Consider the following 26,077-nt stretch of genomic DNA (forward strand, 5'->3'; position numbering starts at 1 on the left):
ACTGCCCCCTACAGGCCTGCGTGCGGAGGGGGAACACGGTGGAACAGCGGGGTCCCGGGGCGGGTGCCCGAGCGCGGTACTGGTTCGACACGACCCTGGCGCGCGGGACCTCGGCCCTGGTGGGCTGGCTGGTGGCGGTCTGCCTGGCCGTCGTCGTACCCGCGAGCGCGGTGCTGGTGTGGACGAGCGGGCACGCCCCCGCCACCCTCACCGGGAGACTGGCGGCGGTCTGGCGCCTGACCGGGGAGACGCTGCGGCTGGGCGGCACCACCGGTACCCCGGTGCGGGTGGTGCTGTCGGTGCTGCTGGCCCTGGTCGCCCTGGTGTACGTCTCGACCCTCGTCGGTCTCATCACGACCGGGCTGACCGAGCGGCTCATCGCCCTGCGGCGCGGCCGCTCCACGCTGGTGGAGCGCGGCCACGTGGTGGTGCTGGGCTGGTCGGAGCAGGTGTTCACGGTGGTGAGCGAGCTGGTCGCGGCGGGCGCCAACCAGCGGGGTTCGGCCGTGGCGGTCCTGGCCGACCGGGACAAGACGGCCATGGAGGAGGCCCTGTACAGCAAGGTGGGCCCCACCGGCCGGACCCGGCTGATCTGCCGCAGCGGTCCGTCGGCGGATCCGGCCGTCCTGGCCCTGACCAGTCCGGCCACGGCCGACTCGGTGATCGTGCTCCCGCCCGACGAGTCGCGCAGCGACGCGGACGTGGTCAAGGCCCTGCTGGCCCTGCGGGCGACGGCATCCGGGGACGAAGCCACCGCGCCCGTCGTGGCCGCGGTCCGGGACAGCCGCTACCTGCTCGCGGCCCGCCTGGCCGCGGGATCCCGCGGGGTCGTCGTGGAGAGCGACACGGTCACCGCCCGGCTCATCGCCCAGGCGGCGCGCCGCCCGGGCCTTTCCCTCGTCCACCGCGAGCTGCTCGACTTCGCCGGGGACGAGTTCTACCCGGCCTCACACCCGTCGCTGGTCGGCCGGGACTTCGGTGACGCGCTGCTGGCCTACGGCAACGCGAGCGCGGTCGGGCTGATCCGTGCCGGTGTGCCGTGGCTGAACCCGCCCCCGCGGACGGTGATCGAGCCGGACGACCAGCTCGTCGTCATCGCCGCCGACGACGACACCGCGGAGCTCGCCGACTGCGCGCGGTTCGTCGAGGAGCAGCTCATGGCGAGCCCCCGGCCGCCGGACACGCGGCCGGAGCGCGTGCTGTTGCTGGGCTGGAATCGCCGGGCGCCGCTCGTGCTGCGGGAATGGGGCCGCAACGCACCCCCGGGATCCGTCGCCGACGTGGTGTCGGACGAGGACGAGGCCACGGTGCGAGCCGCCTGCGACGCCGGCGGCGCCGAGTGGACCTGCGTGCCCCGCAGGGGCGACACCACCCGGCCGGAGACCCTGTCCGACCTGGACCTCGCCTCCTACGACAGCGTCATCGTGCTCGGTCGGGAGCCACGGCCCGGTGAGGCCCCGGAGGAGCCGGACACCCGCACGCTCGTCACCCTGCTCGTGCTGCGCCACCTCGAGCAGCGGACCGGCCGGGAGCTGCCGGTGGTCACCGAACTGACCGACGACGGCAACCGGCCCCTCGCACCGCTCGGCCCCGGAGCCGACGTGATCATCAGCGGCAAGCTCATCGGACTGCTGATGGCGCAGATCTCCCAGAACCGGCACTTGGCGGCGGTGTTCGACGAGCTGTTCTCGGCCGGTGGCACCCAGATCCATCTGCGGCCGGCCGCCGACTACGTCCTGACCGGCCACGAGGCGTCCTTCGCCACGGTCGTCGCCGCGGCCCGCGACCGGGGCGAGTGCGCCATCGGGTACCGCAGCCACACCGAGGCCGGCCGCGCCCCCGGCTACGGGCTGCGGGTCAACCCGCCCAAGTCCGGCCGCCGGCGCTGGACCACCGGTGACGAGGTCGTCGTCATCGCCGGCGACGGCCGGGGTCCGGCCTAGAAGAACGCGTGGTACTCCATCCAGCCCTTGGTCTTGCCGGACTTGCCGTAGTACCAGTCGCCGCCCTTCGCGGTGCAGTAGACGCGCACGCTGCTGCCCGCGAAGACGGACTTCTTCACCTTGGACTTGAAGCTGGGGCTGGTGTACATGTCGGCGTGGTCCCACTGCACGACCTGAAGGGTCCGGTCCTTGATGTTCTTGGTGCAGGCGGAGGAGCCGACGGCCGAGGCGCCGGGAGCGGTCATGAGGGTGGCGCCGAGGGCGAGGGCGGTGGCGGCGGTCAGACCGCTCACCGCCTTGCGGAGCGGAAGCTTCGTGAAAGCCATGTCAATGTCCCCGTTTGCTCGGTCGAAAGGGTTGGACAACGGCTGATCATGCTGTCATACGAGATGAGCAGCCCGAGCACCAGGACCGGGTAAGCGGCTGCCAACGGCTGCTGCCACCACGGAAGTTCCAGGTCCAGGTCCCCCTCGTGGGGCACCAGCCACATCGTCCGGGCGGTGAAGACGAGGGCCACCAGTGCGGCCGTACGGGTGCACCCCTCCGCCAGCAGCACGGCGAGCAGCGGCACGCACCACACCCAGTGGTGGGTCCAGCTGATCGGGCAGACCAGCAGGGCGGTGAACGCGGTCAGCAGGACGCCGTGGCTGTCCCGCCGGGCGCGGGCCGCCAGCACCAGGCCCGCCACCGTGACCGCCGCCGCCGGCAGCGCCCAGGCGAGGCCGGGCGCGGGGTCGCCCAGGATCCGCGCGACCAGCCCCCGCAGGGACTGGTTGTCCACGATCCACGCCTTGCCCACCCGGCCGGTCTCCCACAGCCGCCGGGTCCAGAAGTCGGCGCTCGCCGACGGGAGCAGGACGGCACCGAGCGCGGCCGACCCCGCACAGGCCGCCGCTGCCGTCGCCGCCTGCCGGTTCCGGCCCCGCAGGAGCAGATAGACCACGAACACGGCCGGCGTGAGCTTGATGCCGGCCGCGATGCCGAGGGCGAGGCCCCTGGCGCGGGCGCCCGGGGGCCGGGTCAGGTCCCACAGGGTCAGGCAGGTGACGGCCAGGTTGATCTGGCCGTACAGGAGCGTCTGGAAGACCGGTTCGAGCCAGAGGGCGAGGGCGGTGGCCGTGCAGAGCAGGGCCGGAGGCAGCCGGCGGGACACCATGCGGGCGGAGAGGGCGACGAACGTGGCGAGCAGGAGGACGTTGCCCGCCAGGACGGCCGCCTTCAGGGCCGGTACGGGGAGCCAGGCCGCCGGGACGAACAGGACCGCCGCGAAGGGCGGGTAGGTCGCCGGGAGCCGCCACCGGGTGACGGTGAAGCCGTACAGGTCGGTGCCGTGGGCGACGGCCGCGCCCTCGGCCCGGTAGACGAGGAGATCGGCCATGGGTGCGCCGCGCAGGGCACACAGCGCGGCGAACGAGGCGAGGGAGAGGGCGAGCAGGAGCAGGGCAGGCAGGCAGGGCGTCACCGTCCGTTTGCGCACGCACGTGACCCTATGTCGCTACTTACGACGTATGCCCGCTTCCTCGCCGTACTCACCGAGGATCAGGACGCGGAAGGCCGCCTCCGCGAACACCTTCACGGCCCGCAGGGCATTGCCCAGGCGGTGGTGATGGGTGCCCTCGACGGCGGTGGCGCCGGAGGGTGGCCGCAACGGCGCCGGGGTGATGGCTGCTGCGCTCATGTCTCCATGGTGGAACCGCTCCGGGGCGGAAATCCATTGGACCGGTGCCGCGGCCCCCTCTAAAATCTCCGCCCTTGCCCGCCTCCCTCACGGAGTGCCGCCGTCCGGCCGGAAACCGGACGGCATCGTCGTCGCCCACGCAGCAGGCCCACCGGAGGCACCCCCTTGTCCACGCCCGCCCACGCCCCGCTCGACGACCCGCTCGCCCGAGAGCGCTCCCACCTCGCCGCCTCCCGTGCCGCCCTGCGCGCCATGCGGGAGGACGTGGAAGCCCTGGACATCAGGGACGTCACCGCGAACTGGGTCAACGCCGAGGTGCTCGCCCGCCAGATCGACGAGCGCATCAAGGCACTGGCCGACCTGAGCGACACCCCGCTGTTCTTCGGCCGGCTCGACTACCTGCACGCGCCGGGCGCGCAGCAGGCCGAGGGGGCCGAAGGGGAGCGGTTCTACATCGGGCGGCGGCACGTCCACGACGCGGACGGCGACCCCATGGTCATCGACTGGCGTGCGCCGGTCTCGCAGCCGTTCTACCGGGCTTCCAAGAAGGACCCGATGGACATCGCGCTGCGCCGCCGCTTCGGCTACACCGGCGGCGACCTCACGGCGTACGAGGACGAGCACCTGTCCGACCCGGCCGAGGCGGCGACGACCAGCAAGCTGCTCCAGCAGGAGATCGAACGGCCGCGCGTCGGCCCGATGCGGGACATCGTCGCCACCATCCAGCCCGAGCAGGACGAGATCGTCCGCAGCGGGCTCGGCGGCACGGTCTGCGTGCAGGGCGGCCCCGGCACCGGGAAGACCGCCGTCGGCCTGCACCGGGTCGCGTACCTCCTCTACGCCCACCGGGAGCGGCTGGCCCGCACCGGCACCCTGGTCATCGGGCCGAACCGGTCGTTCCTGCACTACATCGAGCAGGTGCTGCCCGCGCTCGGCGAGCTGAGCGTGCAGCAGGCCACCGTGGACGACCTGGTCGCGCAGGTCGAGGTGCGCGGCACGGACGAGGCAGCCGCCGCGATCGTCAAGGGCGACGCCCGGATGGCCGAGGTCCTCAGGCGGGCCCTGTACTCCCACGTGAGCATGCCCGGCGAGCCGGTCGTGGTCGTGCGCGGCTCCCGGCGCTGGCGGGTGCCGGCGTACGAACTGGAGGAGATCGTCCGGGAGTTGCTGACCCGGGACATCCGCTACGGCGCCGCCCGCGAGGCCCTGCCGCAGCGCATCGCCCACGCGGTGCTGGTCCAGATGGAGCGGGCCGGGGAGGCCCCGGACGACCGGGTGCAGGACGCGGTGGCCCGCAACAGCGCCGTGAAGGCGGCCGTGAAGGCGGTCTGGCCGGCCGTCGACCCGGCCAAGCTGGTGCTGCGGCTGCTGACCGACGGGGAGTTCCTCGCCGCGCACGCGGACGGGCTCCTGGACGAGGACGAGCAGAAGACGATCCTGTGGGCCAAGCCGGTGCGCAGTGTGAAGTCGGCCAAGTGGTCGGCGGCGGACGCCGTGCTGATCGACGAGGCGGCCGACCTGATCCAGCGCACGCACTCGCTGGGCCACGTCGTGCTGGACGAGGCGCAGGACCTCTCCCCCATGCAGTACCGGGCCGTCGGCCGCCGCTGCACCACCGCCAGCGCGACCGTCCTGGGCGACCTCGCGCAGGGCACGACCCCGTGGGCGACCCGGAGCTGGGACGAGGCGCTGACCCACCTCGGCAAGCGGGAGGGGGTCGTCGAGGAGCTGACGGCCGGGTTCCGCGTCCCCACGGACGTCATCGCGTACGCCTCCCGGCTGCTGCCGCACATCGCACCCGGCCTCGCCCCGGTCGCCTCGGTCCGGGAGAACCCCGGCTTCTTCGAGGTCCGTACGGCCACCGGGACGGCCGACGTCGTCGCCGCGTGCGCGGAGCTGCTGCGCAACGAGGGCTCGACCGGCCTGATCGCCGCCGACGCCCGCGTGCCCGCCCTCGCCGAGGCCCTCACGGCGGCCGGCATCCCCTGTCTGGCCCCCGGCGAGGAGACCACCCGCGAGACCCGCCTGACCCTGGTCCCGGCCTCCCTCGCCAAGGGCCTGGAGTACGACTACGTGGTCCTCGACGAGCCGCAGGCGGTGGTGGACGGCGAACCGGACGAACGCACGGGCCTGCGCCGGCTGTACGTCACCCTGACCCGAGCGGTGTCGGGCCTGATCGTGACGCACACGGCACCCCTGCCGCCGCAGCTCGCCGAGTAGGGTGCTGTGCCGTTCCGTCAGGTCCCCGTGGAAAGGCCGCCGTTGAGCACGCCATACCCGCCGCACCAGTACCCGTACCCGCAGCAGCAGCAGCCGGGGCCGTACCCGTACCAGCAGCCGCCCGGCCCCGGGTGCGAGGTGTGCGGGGCGATGCCCGCCGCGCCGGTGACGGTGCGCGGGCATCAGGGGATGGTGGTGGTCATGCGGTTCCTGCGGCGCCAGGGCGTGCTGTGCCGCACCTGCGGGCTGGCCGTCGCCCGGAAGATGCAGGCGGACACCCTCGTCCAGGGATGGTGGGGTCCGCTGTCGATGCTCATCACCCCGTTCGTCCTGCTGCTCAACCTCGGTGAGCTGTCCCGCATCCGCAAGCTCCCGCCGCCGGCCACGGCCGCGTGGCGCCCGCCGCTGGACCCCGGCCGCCCGCTGCTGAGGCGACCTGCGGGCCTGGTCGCGCTCGTCCCGCTGCTCGCCCTCGCCGGGCTGGTCCTCGCCGTTCCCGTGCTCTTCGTCATCGGCATGGCGGTCGACTCCCGCGGGAGTGGGCACCCGACCCTGACGCCCGGCTCGTGCGCGCGCAACGTCGCGGACTGGCCCGAGCAGGATCTGCGCCCCGCGGACTGCGGCTCACCGGACGCGGAGTTCCGCGTCTACTGGCCGGACGACCCCTCCTGCGGGCCCGGCGACTACTACGCGTACCCGGAGTACAGCAGGAACGGCGACCTCTCGCTGTGCCTGCACCCGGTGAGGAACTAGCCGGCGGCACCGTCCAGCGTCGTACGCCACTCGGCGACCGCGTCCGCCGAGACCGGGCCCTGCCAGCCGGCGGGGCGGGCCGCGCCGCCGATGTGGAAGGCGTGGATGCCGGCGGCCCGGAGCCGGGGCACGTGGTCGAGGCGGAGTCCGCCGCCGACCAGGATCTGCTGCTCGTACCCGGGCTCGCCTTCGCGGGCCGCCTCGGCGAGCAGCGTGGGCAGGCCGTCGTCCACGCCCGAGGCGGAGCCTGCGGTGAGGTAGGTGTCCAGGCCGGGCAGGTCGGCGAGCTGTTTGCGCAGGGCGTCGCGGTCGGCGGCCCGGTCGATCGCCCGGTGGAAGGTCCACCGGCAGCCGGCGAGCGCCTCGGCGACCCGCTCCACGGCGGCCAGGTCGACACCGCCGTCCGCGGCGAGGAACCCGAGCACGAACTGGTCGGCGCCGGCCTGCCGCAGCTCGCCGGCCACGCCGACCAGCCGGTCCACGTCACCGGCCGCGAAGCCGTCCGCGAGGCGGAGCATCACGCGCAGGTCGATGTCGACGGCGGCGCGGATCGCGGCGACGACGGCGGGCGCGGGGGTGAGCCCGTCGGCCGCCATCTCGGTGACCAGCTCCAGCCGGTCCGCGCCTCCGGCCTGGGCGGCGACCGCGTCCTCGACGTCGAGAGCGATCACCTCCAGGACTGCACGCTTGCTCATGGCACCCCATTCATCGGCGTCTACAGGCGAACACAGGACAGGACTACGGCTCTACAGGTCTAGTCCAATTCAAGAGTACGCCGGTACCGGAGCGCCACAGCGCCCCACTCAGCCGAAGATGTTCAGCTCCGCCTCACCGGCCCCCGCCAGCTCGTAGGCGGCCCCCGTCACCGGCCGCCCCGCGTACAGCCGGACCAGCGTGGCGGCGTCGCCGATGTACCGGGCCGGCGGACTGTCCGCGACCCGCGCACCGAACCGCAGCGGCTCGTCCACGTCGTCGAGGTCGGCGTGCAGCGGCACGTGCTCCTTCTCCCGGGTGACCCGCGCCAGCAGGGTCAGCGCGTCCGGCAGCCCCGCGCCCGCGTACGCCCCCGGCTCACCGAAGACCTCGCGCACGTCCCCGGCGTGCACCCACTCCCCCAGGGCGAGCACGTCGAGACGCCCGTCCCAGCGGGCGATCACCGGCCCGGCCTCGGTCATCCCGCGCTCCAGCTCGTCCACGACCTGCGCGTTCGTCCACTCGGCCCGCTCGGCGATGTCCCGGTCGTTCGACTCCGGCGAGAACACCCCCTTCTCGAAACGGTTCTCCACCACCCGCATCAGCGCGGCGGAACAGTGCGCCAGCACGTCCCGCACCGTCCACCCCGGACACGCGGCCGTCGGCAGCGCGAAGTCGGCGTCCGGCCGGGACCGCAGCAGCGGCACGAGGGCATCCCGCTCCATGACCAGCAGCCGCCCGGGCAGTTCGGGGTCACGCACATCCACGATGTCAGTCATAGGAGCCAAGCTAGGTGCCCCGCCGTCCCGGCGTCACGGAAGAATGGGGGCATGGCCGACCTCGACGCCCTGCGCCTCCGCTTCGCCCGCGCCCTGGAAGCAGCCCGCGGCCCGGGCGGCGGCCCCGACCCCGCCCCCTACGCCGACAACCTCCTCGCCCGCTGGCAGGAGCCGCAGCGCCGGTACCACACGGTGGCCCACCTGACCGCCGTACTCGACCACGTCGACACCCTGGAGGAGTACGCGGCCGACGCGGACGTGGTCCGCCTGGCCGCCTGGTTCCACGACGCCGTCTACCACCCCGAGCGGTCCGAGAACGAGGAGCGGTCCGCGCGGCTGGCCGAGCGCGCCCTGCCGGAGGCCGGGGTGCCGGACGCGACGACGGCCGAGGTGGCCCGGCTGGTGAGGCTCACCGTCACCCACGACCCGGCCGACGACGACCGCGACGGCCAGGTGCTGTGCGACGCCGACCTCGCCGTCCTGGCCGCGCCCCCGTCGGCGTACGCCGCCTACACCGCCGAGGTCCGCGAGGAGTACCACTTCGTGCCCAGCGAAGCCTTCCGCCAGGGCCGTTCGGCGGTCCTGCGCCAACTGCTGGACCTGCCCCGCCTGTTCCGCACCCCCTACGGCCGGGAGCACTGGGAGGCCACCGCGCGCTACAACCTCACGGGCGAGCTGGAAATGCTGTCGACCTGAGGGCACCGCCGCCGTACTGTGCCCGCATGCGGACGATGAGCGGGGACCAGGTGGAGGCGGCCGTCGCGAGCTGCACGGCGGCTCTGCGCACGGCGGCGGACCGCGACTGGGAGGCGGTGAACGCGGCCGGAATGGAGTGGACTTGCCGCACCACCGCGTTCCACATCGCCGAGGACTTCGCCGCCTACGCCAGCCGGCTCGCCGGCCGCGCCCAGCACCGCCTCCCGCTGGACATCACCCTCCCCGAAGGCACCGACAACGCCGGACTGCTCCAGGTGATCGAGGCGACCGGCGCCCTGCTCGCCGCCGCGGTCCGCACCGCACCGCCGGGCGTGCGCGCCTTCCACCCCGCCCCCTTCGGCGGCGCCGACCGCGAGGGCTTCGCCGCGATGGGCGTCGCCGAGGCCCTGCTGCACACCCACGACATCGCCCGCGGCCTCGGCCTCCCCTACGAGCCCCCCGCCGACCTCGCCGAATCCGTCCTCACCTGGCTCTTCCCGCACATCCAGCCCGGCCCCGAGCCCTGGCCGACCCTGCTGTGGGCGACCGGCCGCGGCGAGCTGCCCGGCCGCGCCCCGGTCACCGACTGGACCTGGTACAACAACCTGGTCATCCCCTCCGACCGCATCACCCTCACCGGCATCCGCCCGGCCGCCGCCCGCGATCTGGCCCTCGGCGGCAACGGCGGCTTCGACTGGCTGGACGACGGCCCGTACGAGGGCACCCGGGAGGCCTGCACGTACCTGGTGAAGGCGTACGAAGCCGGCGTGCACCGCCCCGAGTTCGGCGTCTTCGCCCTCGTACGGCCCGAGGACGGCCGGGCGGTCGGCGGCATCGGCTTCCACGGCGCCCCGGACGAGGAGCAGCGGGTGGAGATCGGCTACGACCTCGTCACCGGCGCCCGCGGCCACGGCTACGCGACCGAGGCACTGCGCGCCCTGACCGAGTGGGCCCTGGCCCGCGACGACGTCGACACGGTGATCGCCACGGTCGAACCGGACAACCTGCCCTCCCAGCGCGTGGTGGCCCGCGCGGGCTTCACCCGGGCCACGGTCGAGGAGGAGCGCACCGCGCAGGACGACCACGACACGGACACCGGGCTCCTGCTCTACCTGCGCCGCTGAGCCAGGCCCTTGGGCCGGCGCAGTCCGGCGGCCCTCAGCAGCCGCACCACCTCGCGGCTGCTGATTTCCACCGCCCCCGCCGCCACCACGTCCGCGTACCGGTGGGACGGGATGTCGTAGTGGTCGCCGTCGAAGGCCCGCCGGGGCACGCCCAACCCGGCGGCGAACAGGTGCAGTTCGTCGTACGACACGTCGCTCACCAGGTGCGACCACAGACGCCCGTGGCCGGGCCAGGTGGGCGGGTCGATGTAGACGGTCACCGGCGCCTCACGAGGACGTCATCCCGCCGGTGGCCGAGCCGAGGGAGCCCACCGAGGCGACCTTCACGCCGGCCTTGTGGCACACCCAGTGCGGGTCGGGGCCCAGTTCCGGCTCCACGTCCAGCGCGTGCGGGTCGCCGGAACCGCACACCGGGCACAGCGGCCAGCGGCCGTACCGCTCCAGCAGCGCGTCCTGCACGTCCTGGGCGACCAGCCCGGCGACGAAGGCCGCGCCGTCCGGCCACTGCTCGACCCACCAGCGCCGCTGGGCGATGGACTCCTCCACCAGGGAGACGACGTCCGCCTCCGCGACCTGCCTGGCGACCAGGTCCGCGAGTACCAGGGCGCGGGCCGCGTGCAACGCCTGCTCCAGGGGGCTGATGGGGTCCATGCACCCCATTGTGCGCACTCTTGACCGCGACACCGAACCGAAAATATCTTTCATGCGTGACCCAGGACGTGAAGGAAAGTTTCGGCAGTCCGGTCGGCTCCCTCGCCGCCAAGGTGCGCACGCTCGCCCCGTCCATGACCCGGTCCATGCAGCGCGTCGCCGAGGCCGTCGCCGGCGACCCGGCCGGCTGCGCCGCCCTCACGGTCACCGGCCTCGCCGAACTCACCGGCACCAGCGAGGCGACGGTCGTGCGCACCGCCCGGCTGCTCGGCTACCCGGGCTACCGCGATCTGCGGCTCGCCCTCGCCGGACTCGCCGCCCAGCAGCAGTCCGGCCGCGCACCCGCGATCACCACGGACATCGCGGTGGACGACCCCATCGCCGACGTCGTCGCCAAGCTGGCCTACGAGGAGCAGCAGACCCTCGCCGACACCGCCGCCGGACTCGACACCGCCCAGCTCGGCGCGGCCGTCACCGCGCTCGCGAGCGCCCGCCGCACCGATGTGTACGGCATAGGAGCCTCCGGGCTCGTCGCCCAGGACCTCACCCAGAAGCTGCTGCGCATAGGGCTCATAGCCCACGCGCACAGCGACCCGCACCTCGCGGTGACCAACGCCGTGCAGCTCCGTTCGGGTGACGTGGCGATCGCGATCACGCACTCCGGGTCCACGGGGGACGTCATCGAGCCGCTCCGGGTCGCCTTCGAGCACGGGGCGACGACGGTGGCCATCACCGGAAGGCCCGACTCCGCGGTCACCCAGTACGCCGACCTCGTGCTGACCACGTCCACCTCGCGGGAGACCGAGCTGCGGCCCGCCGCGATGTCCTCCCGGACCAGTCAGCTGCTGGTGGTGGACTGCCTGTTCGTGGGGGTGGCGCAGCGGACGTACGAGACCGCGGCGCCGGCGCTCGCCGCGTCGTACGAGGCGCTGGCCCACCGGCACCGGAGCGCTTCGCGATAGACCGTAGGGAAAAGCACGTCCCCGTACTGGAGAAGGCCACCCCCCATGACCTCTCATGACCTGCGCACCCAGCTGGCTTCCCTGACCACGGAAGCCTTCCGGCCCGAGCTGGCCGAGATCGATCGGCTGCCCACCCTCGACATCGCCCGGCTGATGAACGGCGAGGACGCGGGCGTACCCGGCGCCGTGGCCCGGCAGTTGCCGCGGATCGCCGCCGCCATCGACGCCGTGGCCGAGCGCATGAGCCGCGGCGGACGGCTCGTCTACGCCGGCGCGGGCACCGCCGGCCGGCTGGGCGTCCTGGACGCCTCCGAGTGCCCGCCCACCTTCAGCACCGACCCCGACCAGGTCGTCGGGCTGATCGCGGGCGGCCCCGCGGCCATGGTCACCTCCGTGGAAGGCGCCGAGGACTCCGGGGAGCTGGCCCGCCGGGACCTGGACGCGCTCAAGCTCACCCCGGACGACAGCGTGGTCGGCGTCTCCGCGTCCGGTCGTACGCCCTACGCGGTCGGGGCCGTCGAGCACGCCCGGGCGCTCGGCGCGCTGACCGTGGGCCTGTCCTGCAACGAGCACAGCGCGCTGGCCGCTGCCGCCGAGCACGGCATCGAAGTCGTCGTGGGCCCGGAGCTGATCACCGGCTCCACCCGGCTGAAGGCGGGCACGGCCCAGAAGCTGGTGCTGAACATGCTGTCGACGATCACGATGATCCGGCTCGGCAAGACGTACGGGAACCTGATGGTCGACGTGCGCGCCTCCAACGACAAGCTCCGCGCCCGCTCGCACCGGATCGTCTCCCTGGCCACGGGCGCGGACGACGCCGAGATCGAGAAGGCCCTCACCGAGACCGGCGGCGAGGTGAAGCACGCGATCCTCGTCCTGCTCGCCGGCGTCGACGGCCCGACCGCCGCCCGCCTCCTGGAGGAGTCCGGCGGCCACCTGCGGGCCGCGCTGACCGACGCCCCCCGCTGACCCGCGCCGGGCCAGGCACCATGGAGGGGAGGAGGCACCCACCGATATGAATCACGCCCAGCTCACCGCCCTCGGACGGGCTCTCCGGCTGCTCGGGGAGCACGGGGAGGCCCTGACCGGCGACACGCCGGACGCCCGGCTGCACGAGATCAGGGACGATCTGCGGCGGGCCCTGGACCTGCTGGACGACACCGTCGCCACCGGCGCGCCCGCCACCCGGTGCCCCGAGCACCCGCAGGGCCCGGTGGACGAGAGCGCGCCCGACCTGTGCCTGCTGTGCGAGACCCGGCGCCGGGCCGCCCGCCGGTCGGAGTTCCAGGGCAGCAGGCCCCGGCCGGGCGAGCCGGCCCGCACCGCCCCCTCCCGGTACGGGGTGCGCGGCGACCGCCCGCAGCCGCAGCAGCGGTGGCTGCCCGAGCTGTGGAACGGGCAGGAGTGGCAGCTCTGCGGCACACCGAGGCGGGACCGGCACGAGGCGGAGGCCTATCTCGCGGCCCAGCGGCGCGGGTCGCGGCCCGCGATGGCCTACCGGCTCGTGCACGAGTTCACCGACTACGAGGTGCTGCGGGTGTGGGGGACGCCGATACGGGTCGACATCGAGCCCATGGGCAATCTCTGACGGCCCCGGGCACCCGCTGAGGGCGGGTCAGCTCAGGGTCTTCACGGCCGCCGCGTCGTACGGCGCCAGCTCGTCGACGCGGTCGGCGAGGACCTTGGCCGCCCACTCGGGGTCCTGGAGCAGCGCGCGGCCGATGGCCACCATGTCGAACTCGTCGGACTCCAGGCGGTCCAGGAGGTTGTCGATGCCCTTGACCGGGGAGCCCTCGCCCTGGAACGCGTTGACGAAGTCGCCGTCGAGGCCGACCGAGCCGACGGTGATGACCGGCTTGCCGGTGAGCTTCTTCGTCCAGCCGGCCAGGTTCAGGTCGGAGCCGTCGAACTCGGGCAGCCAGTAGCGGCGGGTGGAGGCGTGGAAGACGTCGACACCGGCCGCGGCGAGCGGGGTGAGGAGGGCCTCCAGCTCCTCCGGGGTCTCGGCGAGCCGGGCGGTGTAGTCCTGCTGCTTCCACTGCGAGTAGCGGAACAGGATCGGGAACTCGGGCGACACCGCCTCCCGCACGGCGGCGACGATCTCGGCGGCGAACTTGGTACGGGCCACCAGGTCGCCGCCGTAGGCGTCCGTACGGCGGTTGGTGCCGGCCCACAGGAACTGGTCGAGGAGATAGCCGTGGGCGCCGTGGATCTCGACGCCGTCGAAGCCGATCCGCTCGGCGGCGGCAGCGGCCTCGGCGAACGCGGCGATGACGTCGTCCACGTCCTGCTGGGTCATCGCCTTGCCGGTGGGCTCGGCACCGGCGGTCTCCAGGCCGGAGGGGCCGACGGCGGGGGCGTCCGGGAAGGGGGCGTCACCCTGCTTGCGGACCATGCCGATGTGCCACAGCTGCGGGACGATCCGGCCGCCGGCCGCGTGCACGTCCTCGGCGACCTTGGCCCAGCCCGCCAGCTGCTCCTCGCCGTGGAACCGCGGGACGCGGTCGCTCTGGCCGGCCGACTCGTGGCCGACGTAGGTGCCCTCGGTGACGATGAGGCCGACACCGGCGGCGGCACGGCGGGCGTAGTACGAGCGCACGTTCTCGCCGGGGATGCCGCCCGGGGAGAACATGCGGGTCATCGGCGCCATCACGATCCGGTTCGGCACGGTGAGGCCGTTCAGCGTGATCGGCCGGGACAGGACGCGGGCGGCGCGGGAGGCGGGGGTGGTCGTGTCGGTCACGTGGGGGACTCCTCGTGAGGCGGGGGCCTGGGTTACCAGCTGGTATGTGCATACGCATCGTTGCAGCACCTTAAGTAAACACCGCCCGCCGGCCCGTGTTCCGCTCCGGCCCCCGACTCCCCGCGTGATACCGGACACCCTCCCCGCCCCCGCGAACGACCGAGGGCGGTGCCCCCAGCCGAAGCTGGGGGCACCGCCCTCGGATCAAGGACAGTCGATCAACCCTCAGGCCGATCAGAAGTCCATGTCACCGCCCGGCATGCCGCCGCCGGCCGGCGCGGCGGCCTTCTCCGGCTTGTCGGCGATGACGGCCTCGGTGGTGAGGAACAGCGCGGCGATGGAGGCGGCGTTCTGCAGGGCAGAGCGGGTCACCTTCGCCGGGTCGATGATGCCCTCGGCGACCAGGTCGACGTACTCGCCGGTCGCGGCGTTCAGGCCGTGGCCCGGGGTCAGGTTGCGCACCTTCTCCACCACGACACCGCCCTCGAGGCCGGCGTTGACGGCGATCTGCTTCAGCGGGGCCTCGAGCGCGATGCGCACGGCGTTGGCGCCGGTCGCCTCGTCACCCTCGAGCTCCAGCTTCTCGAAGACCTGGGAGGCCTGCAGCAGGGCCACGCCACCACCGGCGACGATGCCCTCCTCGACGGCGGCCTTCGCGTTGCGGACGGCGTCCTCGATGCGGTGCTTGCGCTCCTTGAGCTCGACCTCGGTGGCGGCACCGGCCTTGATGACGGCCACGCCGCCCGCGAGCTTCGCCAGGCGCTCCTGGAGCTTCTCGCGGTCGTAGTCGGAGTCGCTGTTCTCGATCTCGGCGCGGATCTGGTTCACCCGGCCGTTGACCTGGTCGGAGGAACCGGCACCGTCGACGATGGTGGTCTCGTCCTTGGTGATGACGACCTTGCGGGCGCGGCCCAGGAGGTCCAGGGTCGCGTTCTCCAGCTTGAGGCCGACCTCCTCGGAGATGACCTCGCCGCCGGTGAGGATGGCGATGTCGCCGAGCATGGCCTTGCGGCGGTCGCCGAAGCCCGGGGCCTTGACGGCGACGGACTTGAAGGTGCCGCGGATCTTGTTGACGACCAGGGTCGACAGGGCCTCGCCCTCGACGTCCTCGGCGATGATCAGCAGCGGCTTGCCCGACTGCATGACCTTCTCCAGCAGCGGGAGCAGGTCCTTGACCGAGGAGATCTTGGAGTTGGCGATGAGGATGTACGGGTCCTCGAGCACCGCCTCCATGCGCTCCATGTCGGTCGCGAAGTAGGCGGAGATGTAGCCCTTGTCGAAGCGCATGCCCTCGGTGAGCTCGAGCTCCAGGCCGAAGGTGTTGCTCTCCTCGACGGTGATGACGCCTTCCTTGCCGACCTTGTCCATGGCCTCGGCGATGAGCTCGCCGATCTGGGTGTCGGCGGCGGAGATGGACGCGGTGGAGGCGATCTGCTCCTTGGTCTCGACGTCCTTCGCCTGCTCCAGCAGGGCGGCGGAGACGGCCTCGACGGCCTTCTCGATACCGCGCTTCAGAGCCATCGGGTTGGCACCGGCGGCGACGTTGCGCAGGCCTTCCTTGACCAGGGCCTGGGCGAGCACGGTCGCGGTGGTCGTACCGTCACCGGCGACGTCGTCCGTCTTCTTGGCGACTTCCTTGACCAGCTCGGCGCCGATCTTCTCGTACGGGTCCTCGAGCTCGATCTCCTTGGCGATGGAGACACCATCGTTGGTGATCGTGGGGGCGCCCCACTTCTTCTCGAGGACGACGTTGCGGCCCTTGGGGCCGAGCGTCACCTTCACGGCGTCCGCGAGCTGGTTCATGCCGCGCTCGAGGCCGCGCCGCGCCTCCTCGTCGAACGCGATGATCTTGGCCATGTGAAGTGGTCCCTCCAGGACTGGGGGTGATTCCTTCGGACCGCGCCCGCGCCCGCGACGGACGGCTCGCCGGCCTCGTGGTTCCTTGCCCCACCCAGCCTGCGGGCCTCACCGACCCGGTCCTTCACTGTCACTCTCACCTTCAGAGTGCTAACGCAATGATTAGCACTCGGCATGGTCGAGTGCAAGCGCCTGCACCGGTACGGCGCCCCCGTCAGCCGCACGCGAACAGCGGAACCAGGGCACGGCGAAGGGCCCGCACCCCCTGGGAGGTGCGGGCCCTTCGGACAAGAAACGTTCAGGCGGTGACGCGAACCATGTCGGCCTGCGGGCCCTTCTGGCCCTGCGAGATCTCGAACTCGACCCGCTGGCCCTCTTCCAGGGTGCGGTAGCCGTCCATCTGAATCGCGCTGTAGTGGACGAAGACGTCCGCACCACCGTCGACCGCGATGAAGCCGTACCCCTTCTCCGCGTTGAACCACTTGACGGTGCCCTGAGCCATGCCTAACTCCCCTATTACTGGCCCTTGCACAGATCCACACTTCGCGGACCCGGGTCAGACCTCGCCCCCCATTGGCCGGGGGCGTGCGCCGGAACGCGTCGACCGCGGCTGAATGTATCTGTCCAACTGCCGTCTGCAACAGGTCAATCGGACGAGAATTCTGGACGCGGACGGTCCGGAATATAGTGAGAATTCGCCCGGATTCAGGGCAAGTCGGGCCCCATAAAAGCCGCAAAAGCCACAGACAACCCACACACTTTGGCTACTTCTTGTCGGGTCGCCCGGCATGATTCCAGGGCCTTCGACCCGAAGACCGGGGCCGTGTTCCCCAACTCTACCGCGCTCAATCACACAGAATTGCCCCCTCCGCTTCTCTTACGGAGGGGGCAATCCGATGAACAATCGGTAACCGCCGTTACCGAAGGTAATGTGCGGGCCTGTCGAAGGGCCGGTCAGCCGCCTGCCACGGCCGGGATGATGGAGACACCGGCGCCGTCGGGGGTCGCCGTGTCCAGGCCCTGCTCGAAGCGGACGTCGTCGTCGTTGACGTACACGTTGACGAACCGGCGCAGCTTGCCCTGGTCGTCCAGGACCCGGGCGGCGATCCCGGTGTGGTTCTTCTCCAGATCGGCGATGACCTCGCCGAGCGTCGCGCCCTCGGCGGCGACCTCGGCCTGCCCACCGGTGTAGGTGCGCAGGATGGTGGGGATGCGAACGGTCACGCTCATGCGAGGCCAGCCTCTCGGAAGGAGTCCAGGGTCGGGCGGATGGTGGCGGTGAGGCCGGTCCCGGCCACCGCGTCCAGGGTCTTGAGGCCGTCACCGGTGTTGAGCACGACGGTCGTGAGGGCCGGGTCCAGCCGACCGCTCTCGATCAGCTTCCGCGTCACACCCACGGTCACCCCGCCGGCGGTCTCCGCGAAGATGCCCTCCGTGCGGGCGAGCAGCTTGATCGAGTCCACGACCTCCGCGTCCGTCACGTCCTCCACGGCACCGCCGGTGCGGCGCGCGATGTCCAGGACGTACGGCCCGTCCGCCGGGTTGCCGATGGCCAGGGACTTGGCGATGGTGTTCGGCTTCTGCGGGCGGACCACGTCGTGGCCGGCCTTGAAGGCGGTGGACACCGGCGAGCAGCCCTCGGCCTGTGCACCGAAGATCTTGTACGGCTTGTCCTCGACCAGCCCCAACTTGATCAGCTCCTGGAGGCCCTTGTCGATCTTCGTGAGCTGGGAGCCGGAGGCGATCGGAACCACGATCTGGTCGGGCAGCCGCCAGCCGAGCTGCTCGCAGATCTCGTACGCCAGGGTCTTGGAGCCCTCCGCGTAGTACGGCCGCAGGTTCACGTTGACGAAGCCCCAGCCCTCGCCGGCCGGGTCGCCGATCAGCTCCGAGCAGAAGCGGTTCACGTCGTCGTAGTTGCCCTCGATACCGACGAGCTCTCCGCCGTAGACCGCGGCCATGACGACCTTGCCCTGCTCCAGGTCGTGCGGGATGAACACGCAGGAGCGGAAGCCGGCCCGGGCGGCGGCGGCGCCGACGGCGCCGGCCAGGTTGCCGGTGGAGGAGCAGGAGAGCGTGGTGAAGCCGAAGGCGCGGGCGGCCTCCAGGGCCTGGGCGACGACCCGGTCCTTGAAGGAGTGGGTCGGGTTCCCGGAGTCGTCCTTCACGAAGAGCTTGCCGGCGTCGACGCCCAGCTCGCGCGCCAGGTTGTCGGCCTGGACGAGCTTGGTCCAGCCGGGGTTGAGGTTGGGCTTGCCGGTGACGTCCGCCGGGACGGGCAGCAGCGGCGCGTACCGCCAGATGTTCGCGGGGCCGGCCTCGATCCGCCGACGCAGGTCCTCGGTGTCGTAGGCGGAGAAGTCGTAGGCGATCTCGAGCGGGCCGAAGCACTCCTCACAGGCGAAGACCGGACCGAGCGGGACGCGGTGACCGCACTCGCGACAGCTCAGGGCGGCGGCGGGGCCGAGGTCGACGGTGGTTTCGCTGGAGGTGGCAACTGTCTGCACAGCCATGGAGGCGAGGCCCTTTCTCCTCATCTTCCTCACGACGCATCTCGCCGTGAGACGGATTTGGCACCTTCCCTAGCCGGGAGCCTCGCTACGAGACGAGAGCCGACTGGAGGGTTGCCGGGGCTTCATCGGGCCGTGTCCCTCTGCCCCTCTGGATGAGCGGTATTCGGTTTTGGACGCTCGTGACCCCCGACATGCGATGGTCACCGGCGTTGTTCAAGACTGTAACCGAAGGCCAGGACAGTTGAGATAGTCGTCCGAACCGCGAGATGGATCACACGGTGACGTGTGGTCGTGACAGTGAGGAGCCGCAGACCGTGCTGGAAGAAGTCGAGCGCTGGCTGAGCACCCGCTCCTGGTCCGTGGCCGACCGACCGCTGCACCAGGTCCTGGCCGCCAAGCAGCGCACGGGCCGGACGATCAGCGTCGTCCTGCCCGCGCTCAACGAGGAGGAGACGGTCGGCGACATCGTCGCGGTCATCCGGCACGACCTCGTGGAACAGGTGCCGCTCGTGGACGAGGTCGTGGTCGTCGACTCCGGCTCCACCGACCGCACCTCCCAGGTCGCAGCGCGCGCGGGCGCCCGGGTCGTCCACCGCGACGACATCCTGCCCCGCCTCCCCGCCGTCCCCGGCAAGGGCGAGGTGCTGTGGCGCTCGCTGCTGGTGACCGGCGGGGACATCGTCTGCTTCATCGACGCGGATCTGAAGGAGTTCTCCTCCGACTTCGTCACCGGGCTCGTCGGCCCGCTGCTCACCGAACCGGGCGTCGACCTGGTCAAGGGCATGTACGACCGCCCGCTCGCCGGCGCCTCCGGGCAGGGCGGCCGGGTCACCGAACTCATGGCCCGTCCGCTGCTGAACATGCACTGGCCGCAGCTGGCGGGGTTCGTGCAGCCGCTGGGCGGCGAGTACGCGGCCCGCCGCTCCCTGCTGGAGCAGCTGCCGTTCCCCGTGGGCTACGGCGTGGAGCTGGGCATGCTGGTCGACGCGCTGCACCTGGTCGGCCTGGACGCACTGGCCCAGGTCGACCTGGGGGTGCGCAAGCACCGGCACCAGGACGGGCAGGCCCTCGGCCGGATGGCGGCGGCGATCTACCGCACGGCTCAGCTGCGGCTCGCGCGCGGGCACCTCGTCCGGCCCTCGCTCACGCAGTTCGAACGGGGCGAGGACGGATTCGAGCCGCGCACCTACTCGGTGGACACCGAGGAACGGCCCCCCATGGTGGAGATCGCGGAGTACGCCGAGCGGAAGGTGGCGTGAACCCTGCGTATACGGTCACCCGCCCCGGCCCTCGCCGGGCGGAGCGTACGTTTGAGCGTTTCCGGGCCGGGCTAGGTTGAGGCGTATGGCTTCCACGCGTGCTGCTGCTGAAAAGGCTCAGGTGCTGGTCGCGTCCAATCGCGGCCCGGTCTCCTACCAGGTGGGCGAGGACGGCTCGCTGCACGCCAGACGGGGCGGCGGCGGGCTGGTCTCGGGACTGTCCGCCATCGGCTCGGACGCGGGCTCGGTGTGGGTGTGCGCCGCGCTCGGCGACGGCGACCGGGCGGCCGTGCGGCGCGCGGACGGCGGGCTGCTGCCGGCCGAGGAGACCGGCGGGCAGCGGGTGCGGATGCTCGACATCGACGCGAGCGTGCACGCCGAGGCGTACAACGACATCGCCAACTCGGTGCTCTGGTTCGTCCACCACATGCTGTACCAGACCCCGCTGGAGCCGGTCTTCGGCGCCGAGTTCCGGCGGCACTGGGGGTCGTACGAGGCCTACAACCGGGCGTTCGCCGAGGCGCTGGCCGAGGAGGCGGCCGAGGGCGCGGCGGTGCTGATCCAGGACTACCACCTGGCCCTCGCCCCCCGCATGCTCCGCCAGCTCCGTCCCGACCTGCGCATCGGCCACTTCTCGCACACCCCGTGGGCGCCGCCGGACTACTTCCGGCTGCTTCCCGACGACATCGCGGCCGAGCTGCTCGGCGGCATCCTGGGCGCGGACCGGGCGGCGTTCCTCACCCGGCGGTGGGCGGACGCGTTCACCGACTGCTGTCACGCGGTGCTCGGGCCCGGCATCCCGTCCGGCACCCGGATCGGGGTGCACGGACTGGGCGCGGACGCGGACTTCCTGCGCAAGCGGGCGCACGAGCCGGACGTGGACGAGCGGATGGCGGCGCTGCGCGAGGAGATCGGACCGGACCGGAAGACGATCGTCCGGGTGGACCGCACCGAGCTGTCCAAGAACATCGTGCGCGGGCTGCTGGCGTACGAGCAGCTGCTGGAGGACCACCCCGAGTGGCGGGAGAAGGTCGTCCACGTGGCGTTCGCCTACCCGTCCCGGCAGGACCTCGCCGTGTACCGGGAGTACACGGCCGAGGTCCAGCGGGTCGCGGAGGAGATCAACGAGCGGTACGGCACGGCGGGCTGGACCCCCGTCGTGCTGCACGTGAAGGACGACTTCGCGCGCTCCCTGGCCGCGTACCGGCTGGCGGACGTGGCCCTCGTGAACCCCATCCGGGACGGCATGAACCTCGTCGCCAAGGAGGTCCCGGTCGTCTCCGACCACGGCTGCGCGCTGGTGCTGTCGCGCGAGGCCGGGGCGTACGAGGAGCTGGGCGAGGACGCGTTCGTGGTGAACCCGTACGACATCGCGGGCACGGCCCGGGCCCTGCACGAGGCGCTGACCCTGCCGGAGGCGGAGCGGACGGAACGCTCGGAGCGGCTGGCCGCCGCCGCGACCGCGCTGCCGCCGACCCGGTGGTTCCTGGACCAGCTGAGCGCGCTGACCGGTCAGCCGAGCTGAGCGGCGAGCGTCCTGAGGAGGTCCACGACTCCCTCCGGGCCGTTCACCACCAGGTCGGCGCGTTCCGCCAGTTCGCTGACCTCGGTGCTGCCGCTGCAGATCAGCAGGCCGGGCGTGCCGTCGGTGCGGAGCTTGTCGACGGCGGCGAAGGCGGGGAGGTCGCCGAGGTCGTCGCCGGCGTAGACGACGCATCCGGCGCCGATGGCGCGGGCGTGGTCCAGGAGGGCCACGCCCTTGTCCATGCCCGGGGGGCGGAGTTCCAGGACCAGACGGCCGGGTTCGACGATCAGGCCGTGCCGGGTGGCGAGGTCGGCGAGGGGGCCGCGCAGGGACTCGAACGCGGCCTGCGGGTCGGCGGCGCGGCGGGTGTGCACCGCGAGGGCCCGGCCCTTCTCCTCGATCCAGGTGCCCTCGCCGGCGCCGGCGCGCTCCAGCAGGCGGGGCAGCTCGGTGCGGACGGCGGCCACGCCGGGGTGCGGGGGCGGGGCGGTGACCGTGCCGGTGGCCGCGTCCCAGCGTTCGGCGCCGTAGTGGCCCAGGACGGTGAGGTGCTCCAGGCCGGGGACGCCGGCGAAGCCGCCGTAGCGGACCGCGACCTCGGGCGGGCGGCCGGTGATCACGGCGACGGAGGCCACCTGCGGGGCGAGCGCGGCCAGGGCGGGTACGGCGTCGGGGTGGGCGCGGGCCTGCTCGGGGTCGGCGACGATGGGGGCCAGCGTGCCGTCGAAGTCCAGGCCGATCAGCGCGGTGCGGGGCTGCGCGAGCAGGGCGGCGAGGCCGTCCCGGCCGGGCTGGGTCTGCGGGGTGGGCAGAGGATCCATACCGCGACAGTATCCGGCCCGGGCCCCCTCACGCCTGGGCGGCCCCCACCGGCTCAGCGCTCCGCGCGGCGCGCCTCCCGTACCCGGCGCAGGCGGTTGATCGTGACCGGGTCGTGGGCCAGGGCCCGCTCGTCGTCCAGCAGGGCGTTGAGGAGCTGGTAATAGCGGACCGGGGAGAGGTCGAGTTCCTCGCGTATCGCTCGCTCCTTCGCGCCGGGGCCGGGGAAGGCACGGCGCTCCAGGGCGAGGATGGCTTTCTCTCGGGTGCCCAGTTCCATGCCCGCCACGGTAGCGGCGGGCACGGACAACGGGCTCAGTTCGCGTTGCTGCTGTCGGCCGCCGTGGCCGTGGACTGCAGGCGGGTCAGGACGCCGGCGGGGCTGCCGCCGGGGGCGACGGCCTGGCCGATGTTCTGCTTCACGGCCGCGCTGACCGTCGCCCAGGAGGTCTTGCCCACGGGGTACAGCTCGGAGGTGGGCAGCTGCTCCAGGAAGGGGCGCAGGGCCTTGTCGGTGGGCGCGTCCGAGGCCGCCATGGTGTTGGAGGCGGACCCGGTGACCGGCAGCAGCCCGTACGTCCGGGAGAAGTCGAGGACGTTCTTCTCGCTGTAGACGAAGTCGAGGAAGTCGCCGATCTGGTCGGCGTGCCCGTTCTGCTTGAAGGCCATCATCCAGTCGGCGACGCCCATGGAGGCCCTGGCCTTGCCGGTGCGCCCCGGCATCGGCACCATGCCGAACTTCACGCCCTTCTTCTCGGCCTGCTGGATCAGCGTCGGGTGCCCGTTGAGCATCCCGACCTGGCCGTCGGCGAACGCGGCGAACGCGTCCGCGCGGTTGAGCTTGCCGGGCGCGACCGGGCCGGTCAGGTCCTTGCCGACCAGCTCGTCCTTGAGCCAGGTGAAGGTGTCGACGTTCGCGGCGGAGTCGATGGTGTAGGTGCCGACGTCGTCGGTGTAGCCGCTGCCGCCGTTGCCGCCGCTCAGCAGCCACTGCATGGTCTCGGCCTGGGCCTCCTCGGGCCCGAGCGGCAGCGCGTACGGGTACTTCACGCCCTGCGCCTTGAGCGCCTTGGCGTCGGCGGCCAGCTCGGCCCAGGTGGTGGGCGGCGTGAGGTTGGCCTTGGCGAACAGGGTCTTGTTGTAGAAGAGCACGCGGGTGGACGCGGCGAACGGGATGCCGTACTGCGTGTGCTTCCACTCGCCGGCGTCGGCGAGCTGGGAGAGGAAGTCGGCCTGGGTGCGGATGGAGAGCAGGTCCGAGGCCGGGTAGAGCTTGCCCGCGGCGGCGTAGTCGGCGTAGGCGCCGATCTGGGCCAGGTCGGGGGCGTGGCCGGCGTCGGCCATCTCCTTGACCTTGCGGTCGACGTCGTTCCAGGAGTAGACGCTGACCTCGATCTTCACCCCGGAGTGCTGCTTCTCGTACTCCTTGACCAGGGCGTCCCAGTACTTCTTGGAGCTGTTGGCGGCGGAGTCGCCGTAGTCGGCGGCGACGAGTCTGAGGGTGACGTCGGAGGAGCCCGTACTCCCGCAGCCGCCGAGAACCGCCGTCATGCCCAGTGCGGACACCACCGCGATCGTTCCTGCCGTAACCCGACGCACCCTCAAAGCCCCAACCCTGCTGTCTGACCGTTCAACATATGGACACATAAGGTCTACACCACGTGAGTGGACTAGACCTCTCGCGGGTGGGAGGGTCACACTAGTCCCCGTGGTGAGACATGTCATCGCCCTCGACGTGGGCGGTACCGGGATGAAGGCCGCCCTCGTCGGCGACGACGGCGCGCTGCTCCACCGCGCCCGCCGCGCCACCGGCCGCGAGCGCGGCCCCGAAGCCGTGCTCGCGGGCATCCTCGACTTCGCCGCCGAGCTGCGCGCGCACGGCGTCGAGCGGTACGGCGAGCCCGCCGGCGCGGCCGGCGTCGCGGTCCCCGGCATCGTCGACGAGCAGACCGGCACCGCCGTCTACGCGGCCAACCTCGGCTGGCGGGACGTACCCCTGCGGGCCCTGCTCGCCGAGCGGCTCGGGGTGCCCGTCGCCCTCGGCCACGACGTCCGCACCGGCGGCCTCGCCGAGGGCCGGATCGGCGCGGGCCGCGGCGCGGACCGGTTCCTGTTCGTGCCGCTGGGCACCGGGATCGCCGGCGCCATCGGCATCGACGGGCGGGTGGAGTCCGGCGCGCACGGCTTCGCGGGCGAGATCGGCCACATCGTCGTACGGCCCGGCGGAGCCCCCTGCCCGTGCGGGCAGCGCGGCTGTCTGGAGCGGTACGCCTCCGCCGCCGCCGTCACCGAGGCCTGGGCCGCGGCCTGCGGCGACCCGGACGCGGACGCCGCGGACTGCGCGAAGGCCGTCGCGTCCGGCGACCCGAACGCCGTCCGGGTCTGGCAGGAGGCGGTCGACGCACTCTCCGACGGACTGGTCACCGCCCTCACCCTGCTGGACCCCCGCACGCTGATCATCGGTGGCGGGCTGGCCGAGGCGGGGGAAGTGTTGTTCCGACCCCTGCGGGACGCCGTCCGGCAACGGGTCACCTTCCAGAAACTGCCCACGATCGTCCCGGCGGCGCTGGGTGACACGGCCGGTTGCCTGGGTGCGGGGCTGCTCGCGCAGGACCTGCTGACAGCCACTTCAACGACTCCGGAGGTAAGCACCTGATGGCAACCGAGCGGGAAACCCTGCTGCTCACCGGCGCGAACGTGGTGCTCCCCACCGGAACGGTGCAGAACGGCCAAGTGGTCGTGGACGGCAAGCGCATCGCCGCGACCGCACCGGCCGGCTCCCAGGTCGTCGACGTCACCGGCCACTGGCTGGTGCCCGGCTTCGTGGACATCCACAACCACGGCGGAGGCGGAGCCTCCTTCTCCGGCACGCCGGACGACATCCTCACGGCCATCCGCACGCACCGCGCCCACGGCACCACCACCCTCGTCGCCTCCACCGTCACCGACGAGATGGACCTGCTGGTCCGCCAGGCCGGCCTGCTGAGCGAGCTGGCCGAGCAGGGGGAGATCGCCGGCATCCACTTCGAGGGGCCGTTCATCTCCCCGTGCCGCAAGGGCGCGCACTCCGAGGGGCTGCTGCGCGACCCGGACCCGGCCGAGGTCCGCAAGCTGATCGACGCGGCCCGCGGCAAGGCCAGGATGGTCACCCTCGCCGCCGAACTGCCGGGCGGCCTCGACTCCGTACGGCTGCTCGCCGAGCACGGCGTCATCGCGGCGATCGGGCACACGGACGCCAGCTACGAGCAGACGGCCGAGGCGATCGACGCGGGCGCCACGGTCGCCACCCACCTCTTCAACGCCATGCCCGCCCTGAACCACCGCGCGCCCGGCCCGATCGCCGCCCTGCTGGAGGACGAGCGGGTCACGGTCGAGCTGATCAACGACGGCGTCCATCTGCACCCGGCCGCGCTGGAGCTGGCGTTCCGTCACGCGGGCGCGGAGCGGGTGGCGTTCATCACCGACGCGATGGACGCGGCCGGCACCGGTGACGGCCGTTACATGCTCGGCCCGCTGGAGGTCGAGGTGAGCGAGGGCGTGGCCCGGCTGGTGGAAGGCGGTTCGATCGCGGGCTCCACGCTCACCCTGGACCGCGCGTTCCGGCGGGCGGTGACCGTCGACAAGCTGTCGGTGGAGGACACCGTGACCGCCCTGTCCGCCAACCCGGCCCGCCTGCTGGGCCTCTCCGACCGCATCGGCTCCCTGGAGCCCGGCAAGGACGCCGACCTGGTCCTGCTGGACGCGGACTTCGCACTGAAGGGCGTGATGCGGCAGGGTGAATGGGTGGTAGCACCCCAACTGCCCTGATCCGTACCGCTGTCCAGGAGGCGGTGGCCGACCCGCGCACTGGGCCGGCCGCCGT

Annotated in this window: 27 protein-coding genes and 1 riboswitch; of the genes, 12 read left to right on the forward strand and 15 right to left on the reverse strand. The window is 72.5% G+C overall.

Annotated features, from left to right (window positions below):
- Window positions 1–38: 38 nt before the first annotated feature.
- Entirely contained in the window at window positions 39–1,943 is a 1,905-nt protein-coding gene (locus ACIP4Y_RS19660) for an NAD-binding lipoprotein (protein ID WP_401394865.1), read from the forward strand.
- On the opposite strand, the gene ACIP4Y_RS19665 is transcribed toward ACIP4Y_RS19660, so the two are convergent.
- From ACIP4Y_RS19665 to ACIP4Y_RS19675, 3 genes are read right to left on the reverse strand one after another with little or no spacing between them, the layout of a single operon-like run.
- The gene (locus ACIP4Y_RS19665) at window positions 1,940–2,269 is read right to left on the reverse strand and encodes a hypothetical protein (protein ID WP_401394868.1); all 330 of its coding nucleotides are present in this window, start codon (window positions 2,267–2,269) and stop codon (window positions 1,940–1,942) included. The two genes, ACIP4Y_RS19660 and ACIP4Y_RS19665, sit on opposite strands and share 4 nt — an antisense overlap.
- Window positions 2,233–3,405 carry a glycosyltransferase 87 family protein gene (locus ACIP4Y_RS19670; RefSeq protein ID WP_401395209.1) on the reverse strand — a complete coding sequence of 391 codons (1,173 nt, stop codon included), beginning with the start codon at window positions 3,403–3,405 and terminating at the stop codon, window positions 2,233–2,235. Before ACIP4Y_RS19670 ends, ACIP4Y_RS19665 begins: the two co-directional genes overlap by 37 nt.
- Before the next feature lie 33 nt (window positions 3,406–3,438).
- Window positions 3,439–3,621: a hypothetical protein gene (locus ACIP4Y_RS19675; protein WP_401394871.1), complete on the reverse strand. Its 183-nt coding sequence runs from the start codon at window positions 3,619–3,621 to the stop codon at window positions 3,439–3,441.
- A 165-nt stretch (window positions 3,622–3,786) separates the two neighbouring features.
- On the opposite strand from ACIP4Y_RS19675, the gene ACIP4Y_RS19680 reads away from it, so the two are divergent.
- Both ACIP4Y_RS19680 and ACIP4Y_RS19685 read left to right on the forward strand, forming a co-directional pair.
- On the forward strand, window positions 3,787–5,841 hold the full coding sequence (locus ACIP4Y_RS19680) for a HelD family protein (protein WP_401394874.1): 2,055 nt from the start codon (window positions 3,787–3,789) through the stop codon (window positions 5,839–5,841).
- Between the two features lie 42 nt (window positions 5,842–5,883).
- The gene (locus tag ACIP4Y_RS19685; protein ID WP_401394876.1) at window positions 5,884–6,594 is read left to right on the forward strand and encodes a hypothetical protein; all 711 of its coding nucleotides are present in this window, start codon (window positions 5,884–5,886) and stop codon (window positions 6,592–6,594) included.
- Here the strand turns inward: ACIP4Y_RS19685 and ACIP4Y_RS19690 are convergent.
- Complete coding sequence (locus ACIP4Y_RS19690; protein WP_401394879.1) at window positions 6,591–7,289, reverse strand: copper homeostasis protein CutC; 699 nt, start codon at window positions 7,287–7,289, stop codon at window positions 6,591–6,593. The two genes, ACIP4Y_RS19685 and ACIP4Y_RS19690, sit on opposite strands and share 4 nt — an antisense overlap.
- Before the next feature lie 108 nt (window positions 7,290–7,397).
- Window positions 7,398–8,066, reverse strand: a complete 669-nt coding sequence (locus tag ACIP4Y_RS19695) for a maleylpyruvate isomerase family mycothiol-dependent enzyme (protein ID WP_401394882.1) — start codon at window positions 8,064–8,066, stop codon at window positions 7,398–7,400.
- 51 nt (window positions 8,067–8,117) lie between these two features.
- Here ACIP4Y_RS19695 and ACIP4Y_RS19700 point away from each other — a divergent pair, with 51 nt between their 5' ends.
- Both ACIP4Y_RS19700 and ACIP4Y_RS19705 read left to right on the forward strand, forming a co-directional pair.
- Window positions 8,118–8,762: a hypothetical protein gene (locus tag ACIP4Y_RS19700; protein ID WP_401394885.1), complete on the forward strand. Its 645-nt coding sequence runs from the start codon at window positions 8,118–8,120 to the stop codon at window positions 8,760–8,762.
- A 35-nt stretch (window positions 8,763–8,797) separates the two neighbouring features.
- Window positions 8,798–9,886 (forward strand): GNAT family N-acetyltransferase, encoded by a 1,089-nt coding sequence (locus ACIP4Y_RS19705; RefSeq protein WP_401395212.1) that lies wholly within the window; start codon window positions 8,798–8,800, stop codon window positions 9,884–9,886.
- Here the strand turns inward: ACIP4Y_RS19705 and ACIP4Y_RS19710 are convergent.
- Complete coding sequence (locus tag ACIP4Y_RS19710) at window positions 9,871–10,146, reverse strand: DUF4031 domain-containing protein (RefSeq protein WP_358640432.1); 276 nt, start codon at window positions 10,144–10,146, stop codon at window positions 9,871–9,873. The genes ACIP4Y_RS19705 and ACIP4Y_RS19710 overlap by 16 nt on opposite strands.
- A gap of 7 nt (window positions 10,147–10,153) precedes the next feature.
- Window positions 10,154–10,537: a hypothetical protein gene (locus ACIP4Y_RS19715; RefSeq protein ID WP_401394888.1), complete on the reverse strand. Its 384-nt coding sequence runs from the start codon at window positions 10,535–10,537 to the stop codon at window positions 10,154–10,156.
- A gap of 56 nt (window positions 10,538–10,593) precedes the next feature.
- On the opposite strand from ACIP4Y_RS19715, the gene ACIP4Y_RS19720 reads away from it, so the two are divergent.
- The 3 genes from ACIP4Y_RS19720 to ACIP4Y_RS19730 are packed head-to-tail and all read left to right on the forward strand — an operon-like array spanning window position 10,594 to window position 13,087.
- Window positions 10,594–11,499 (forward strand): MurR/RpiR family transcriptional regulator, encoded by a 906-nt coding sequence (locus ACIP4Y_RS19720; RefSeq protein ID WP_358640428.1) that lies wholly within the window; start codon window positions 10,594–10,596, stop codon window positions 11,497–11,499.
- A gap of 45 nt (window positions 11,500–11,544) precedes the next feature.
- Entirely contained in the window at window positions 11,545–12,468 is a 924-nt protein-coding gene (gene murQ / locus ACIP4Y_RS19725; RefSeq protein ID WP_401394891.1) for an N-acetylmuramic acid 6-phosphate etherase, read from the forward strand.
- Between the two features lie 46 nt (window positions 12,469–12,514).
- Window positions 12,515–13,087 carry a hypothetical protein gene (locus tag ACIP4Y_RS19730; RefSeq protein WP_358640424.1) on the forward strand — a complete coding sequence of 191 codons (573 nt, stop codon included), beginning with the start codon at window positions 12,515–12,517 and terminating at the stop codon, window positions 13,085–13,087.
- A gap of 27 nt (window positions 13,088–13,114) precedes the next feature.
- Here ACIP4Y_RS19730 and ACIP4Y_RS19735 read toward each other — a convergent pair whose 3' ends face one another.
- The 5 genes from ACIP4Y_RS19735 to thrC form a co-directional block, all read right to left on the reverse strand.
- Window positions 13,115–14,242, reverse strand: coding sequence for an NADH:flavin oxidoreductase (locus ACIP4Y_RS19735; protein ID WP_401394895.1), 1,128 nt, complete (start codon window positions 14,240–14,242; stop codon window positions 13,115–13,117).
- A gap of 234 nt (window positions 14,243–14,476) precedes the next feature.
- Window positions 14,477–16,099, reverse strand: coding sequence for a chaperonin GroEL (gene groL, locus ACIP4Y_RS19740; protein ID WP_358640420.1), 1,623 nt, complete (start codon window positions 16,097–16,099; stop codon window positions 14,477–14,479).
- Window positions 16,100–16,397: 298 nt separating this feature from the next.
- Entirely contained in the window at window positions 16,398–16,601 is a 204-nt protein-coding gene (locus ACIP4Y_RS19745; RefSeq protein ID WP_004986573.1) for a cold-shock protein, read from the reverse strand.
- 452 nt (window positions 16,602–17,053) lie between these two features.
- Entirely contained in the window at window positions 17,054–17,329 is a 276-nt protein-coding gene (locus ACIP4Y_RS19750) for a ubiquitin-like small modifier protein 1 (RefSeq protein ID WP_208032903.1), read from the reverse strand.
- Window positions 17,326–18,612: a threonine synthase gene (thrC, locus tag ACIP4Y_RS19755; RefSeq protein WP_401394899.1), complete on the reverse strand. Its 1,287-nt coding sequence runs from the start codon at window positions 18,610–18,612 to the stop codon at window positions 17,326–17,328. The genes ACIP4Y_RS19750 and thrC overlap by 4 nt, the downstream gene beginning before the upstream one ends.
- A gap of 17 nt (window positions 18,613–18,629) precedes the next feature.
- Window positions 18,630–18,771, reverse strand: a riboswitch (SAM riboswitch).
- 155 nt (window positions 18,772–18,926) lie between these two features.
- Between thrC and ACIP4Y_RS19760 the strand changes: the two genes are divergently transcribed.
- Window positions 18,927–19,871, forward strand: coding sequence for a glucosyl-3-phosphoglycerate synthase (locus tag ACIP4Y_RS19760; protein WP_401394902.1), 945 nt, complete (start codon window positions 18,927–18,929; stop codon window positions 19,869–19,871).
- An 85-nt stretch (window positions 19,872–19,956) separates the two neighbouring features.
- The gene (locus tag ACIP4Y_RS19765; RefSeq protein ID WP_401394905.1) at window positions 19,957–21,396 is read left to right on the forward strand and encodes a trehalose-6-phosphate synthase; all 1,440 of its coding nucleotides are present in this window, start codon (window positions 19,957–19,959) and stop codon (window positions 21,394–21,396) included.
- Here the strand turns inward: ACIP4Y_RS19765 and otsB are convergent.
- From otsB to ACIP4Y_RS19780, 3 genes are read right to left on the reverse strand one after another with little or no spacing between them, the layout of a single operon-like run.
- Entirely contained in the window at window positions 21,384–22,217 is an 834-nt protein-coding gene (otsB, locus tag ACIP4Y_RS19770; RefSeq protein WP_401394907.1) for a trehalose-phosphatase, read from the reverse strand. The genes ACIP4Y_RS19765 and otsB overlap by 13 nt on opposite strands.
- A 53-nt stretch (window positions 22,218–22,270) precedes the next feature.
- The gene (locus ACIP4Y_RS19775) at window positions 22,271–22,495 is read right to left on the reverse strand and encodes a DUF3263 domain-containing protein (protein ID WP_358640405.1); all 225 of its coding nucleotides are present in this window, start codon (window positions 22,493–22,495) and stop codon (window positions 22,271–22,273) included.
- Window positions 22,496–22,530: 35 nt separating this feature from the next.
- On the reverse strand, window positions 22,531–23,784 hold the full coding sequence (locus ACIP4Y_RS19780; protein ID WP_401394910.1) for an extracellular solute-binding protein: 1,254 nt from the start codon (window positions 23,782–23,784) through the stop codon (window positions 22,531–22,533).
- A 142-nt stretch (window positions 23,785–23,926) separates the two neighbouring features.
- On the opposite strand from ACIP4Y_RS19780, the gene ACIP4Y_RS19785 reads away from it, so the two are divergent.
- Together ACIP4Y_RS19785 and nagA are read left to right on the forward strand one after the other, a co-directional pair.
- The gene (locus tag ACIP4Y_RS19785; protein WP_358640450.1) at window positions 23,927–24,871 is read left to right on the forward strand and encodes an ROK family protein; all 945 of its coding nucleotides are present in this window, start codon (window positions 23,927–23,929) and stop codon (window positions 24,869–24,871) included.
- Window positions 24,871–26,022 (forward strand): N-acetylglucosamine-6-phosphate deacetylase, encoded by a 1,152-nt coding sequence (nagA, locus tag ACIP4Y_RS19790; RefSeq protein ID WP_401394913.1) that lies wholly within the window; start codon window positions 24,871–24,873, stop codon window positions 26,020–26,022. The genes ACIP4Y_RS19785 and nagA overlap by 1 nt, the downstream gene beginning before the upstream one ends.
- Window positions 26,023–26,077 lie beyond the last annotated feature (55 nt).

This window comes from Streptomyces sp. NPDC088810, from assembly GCF_044750305.1.
In the GTDB taxonomy this organism is placed as follows: domain Bacteria; phylum Actinomycetota; class Actinomycetes; order Streptomycetales; family Streptomycetaceae; genus Streptomyces.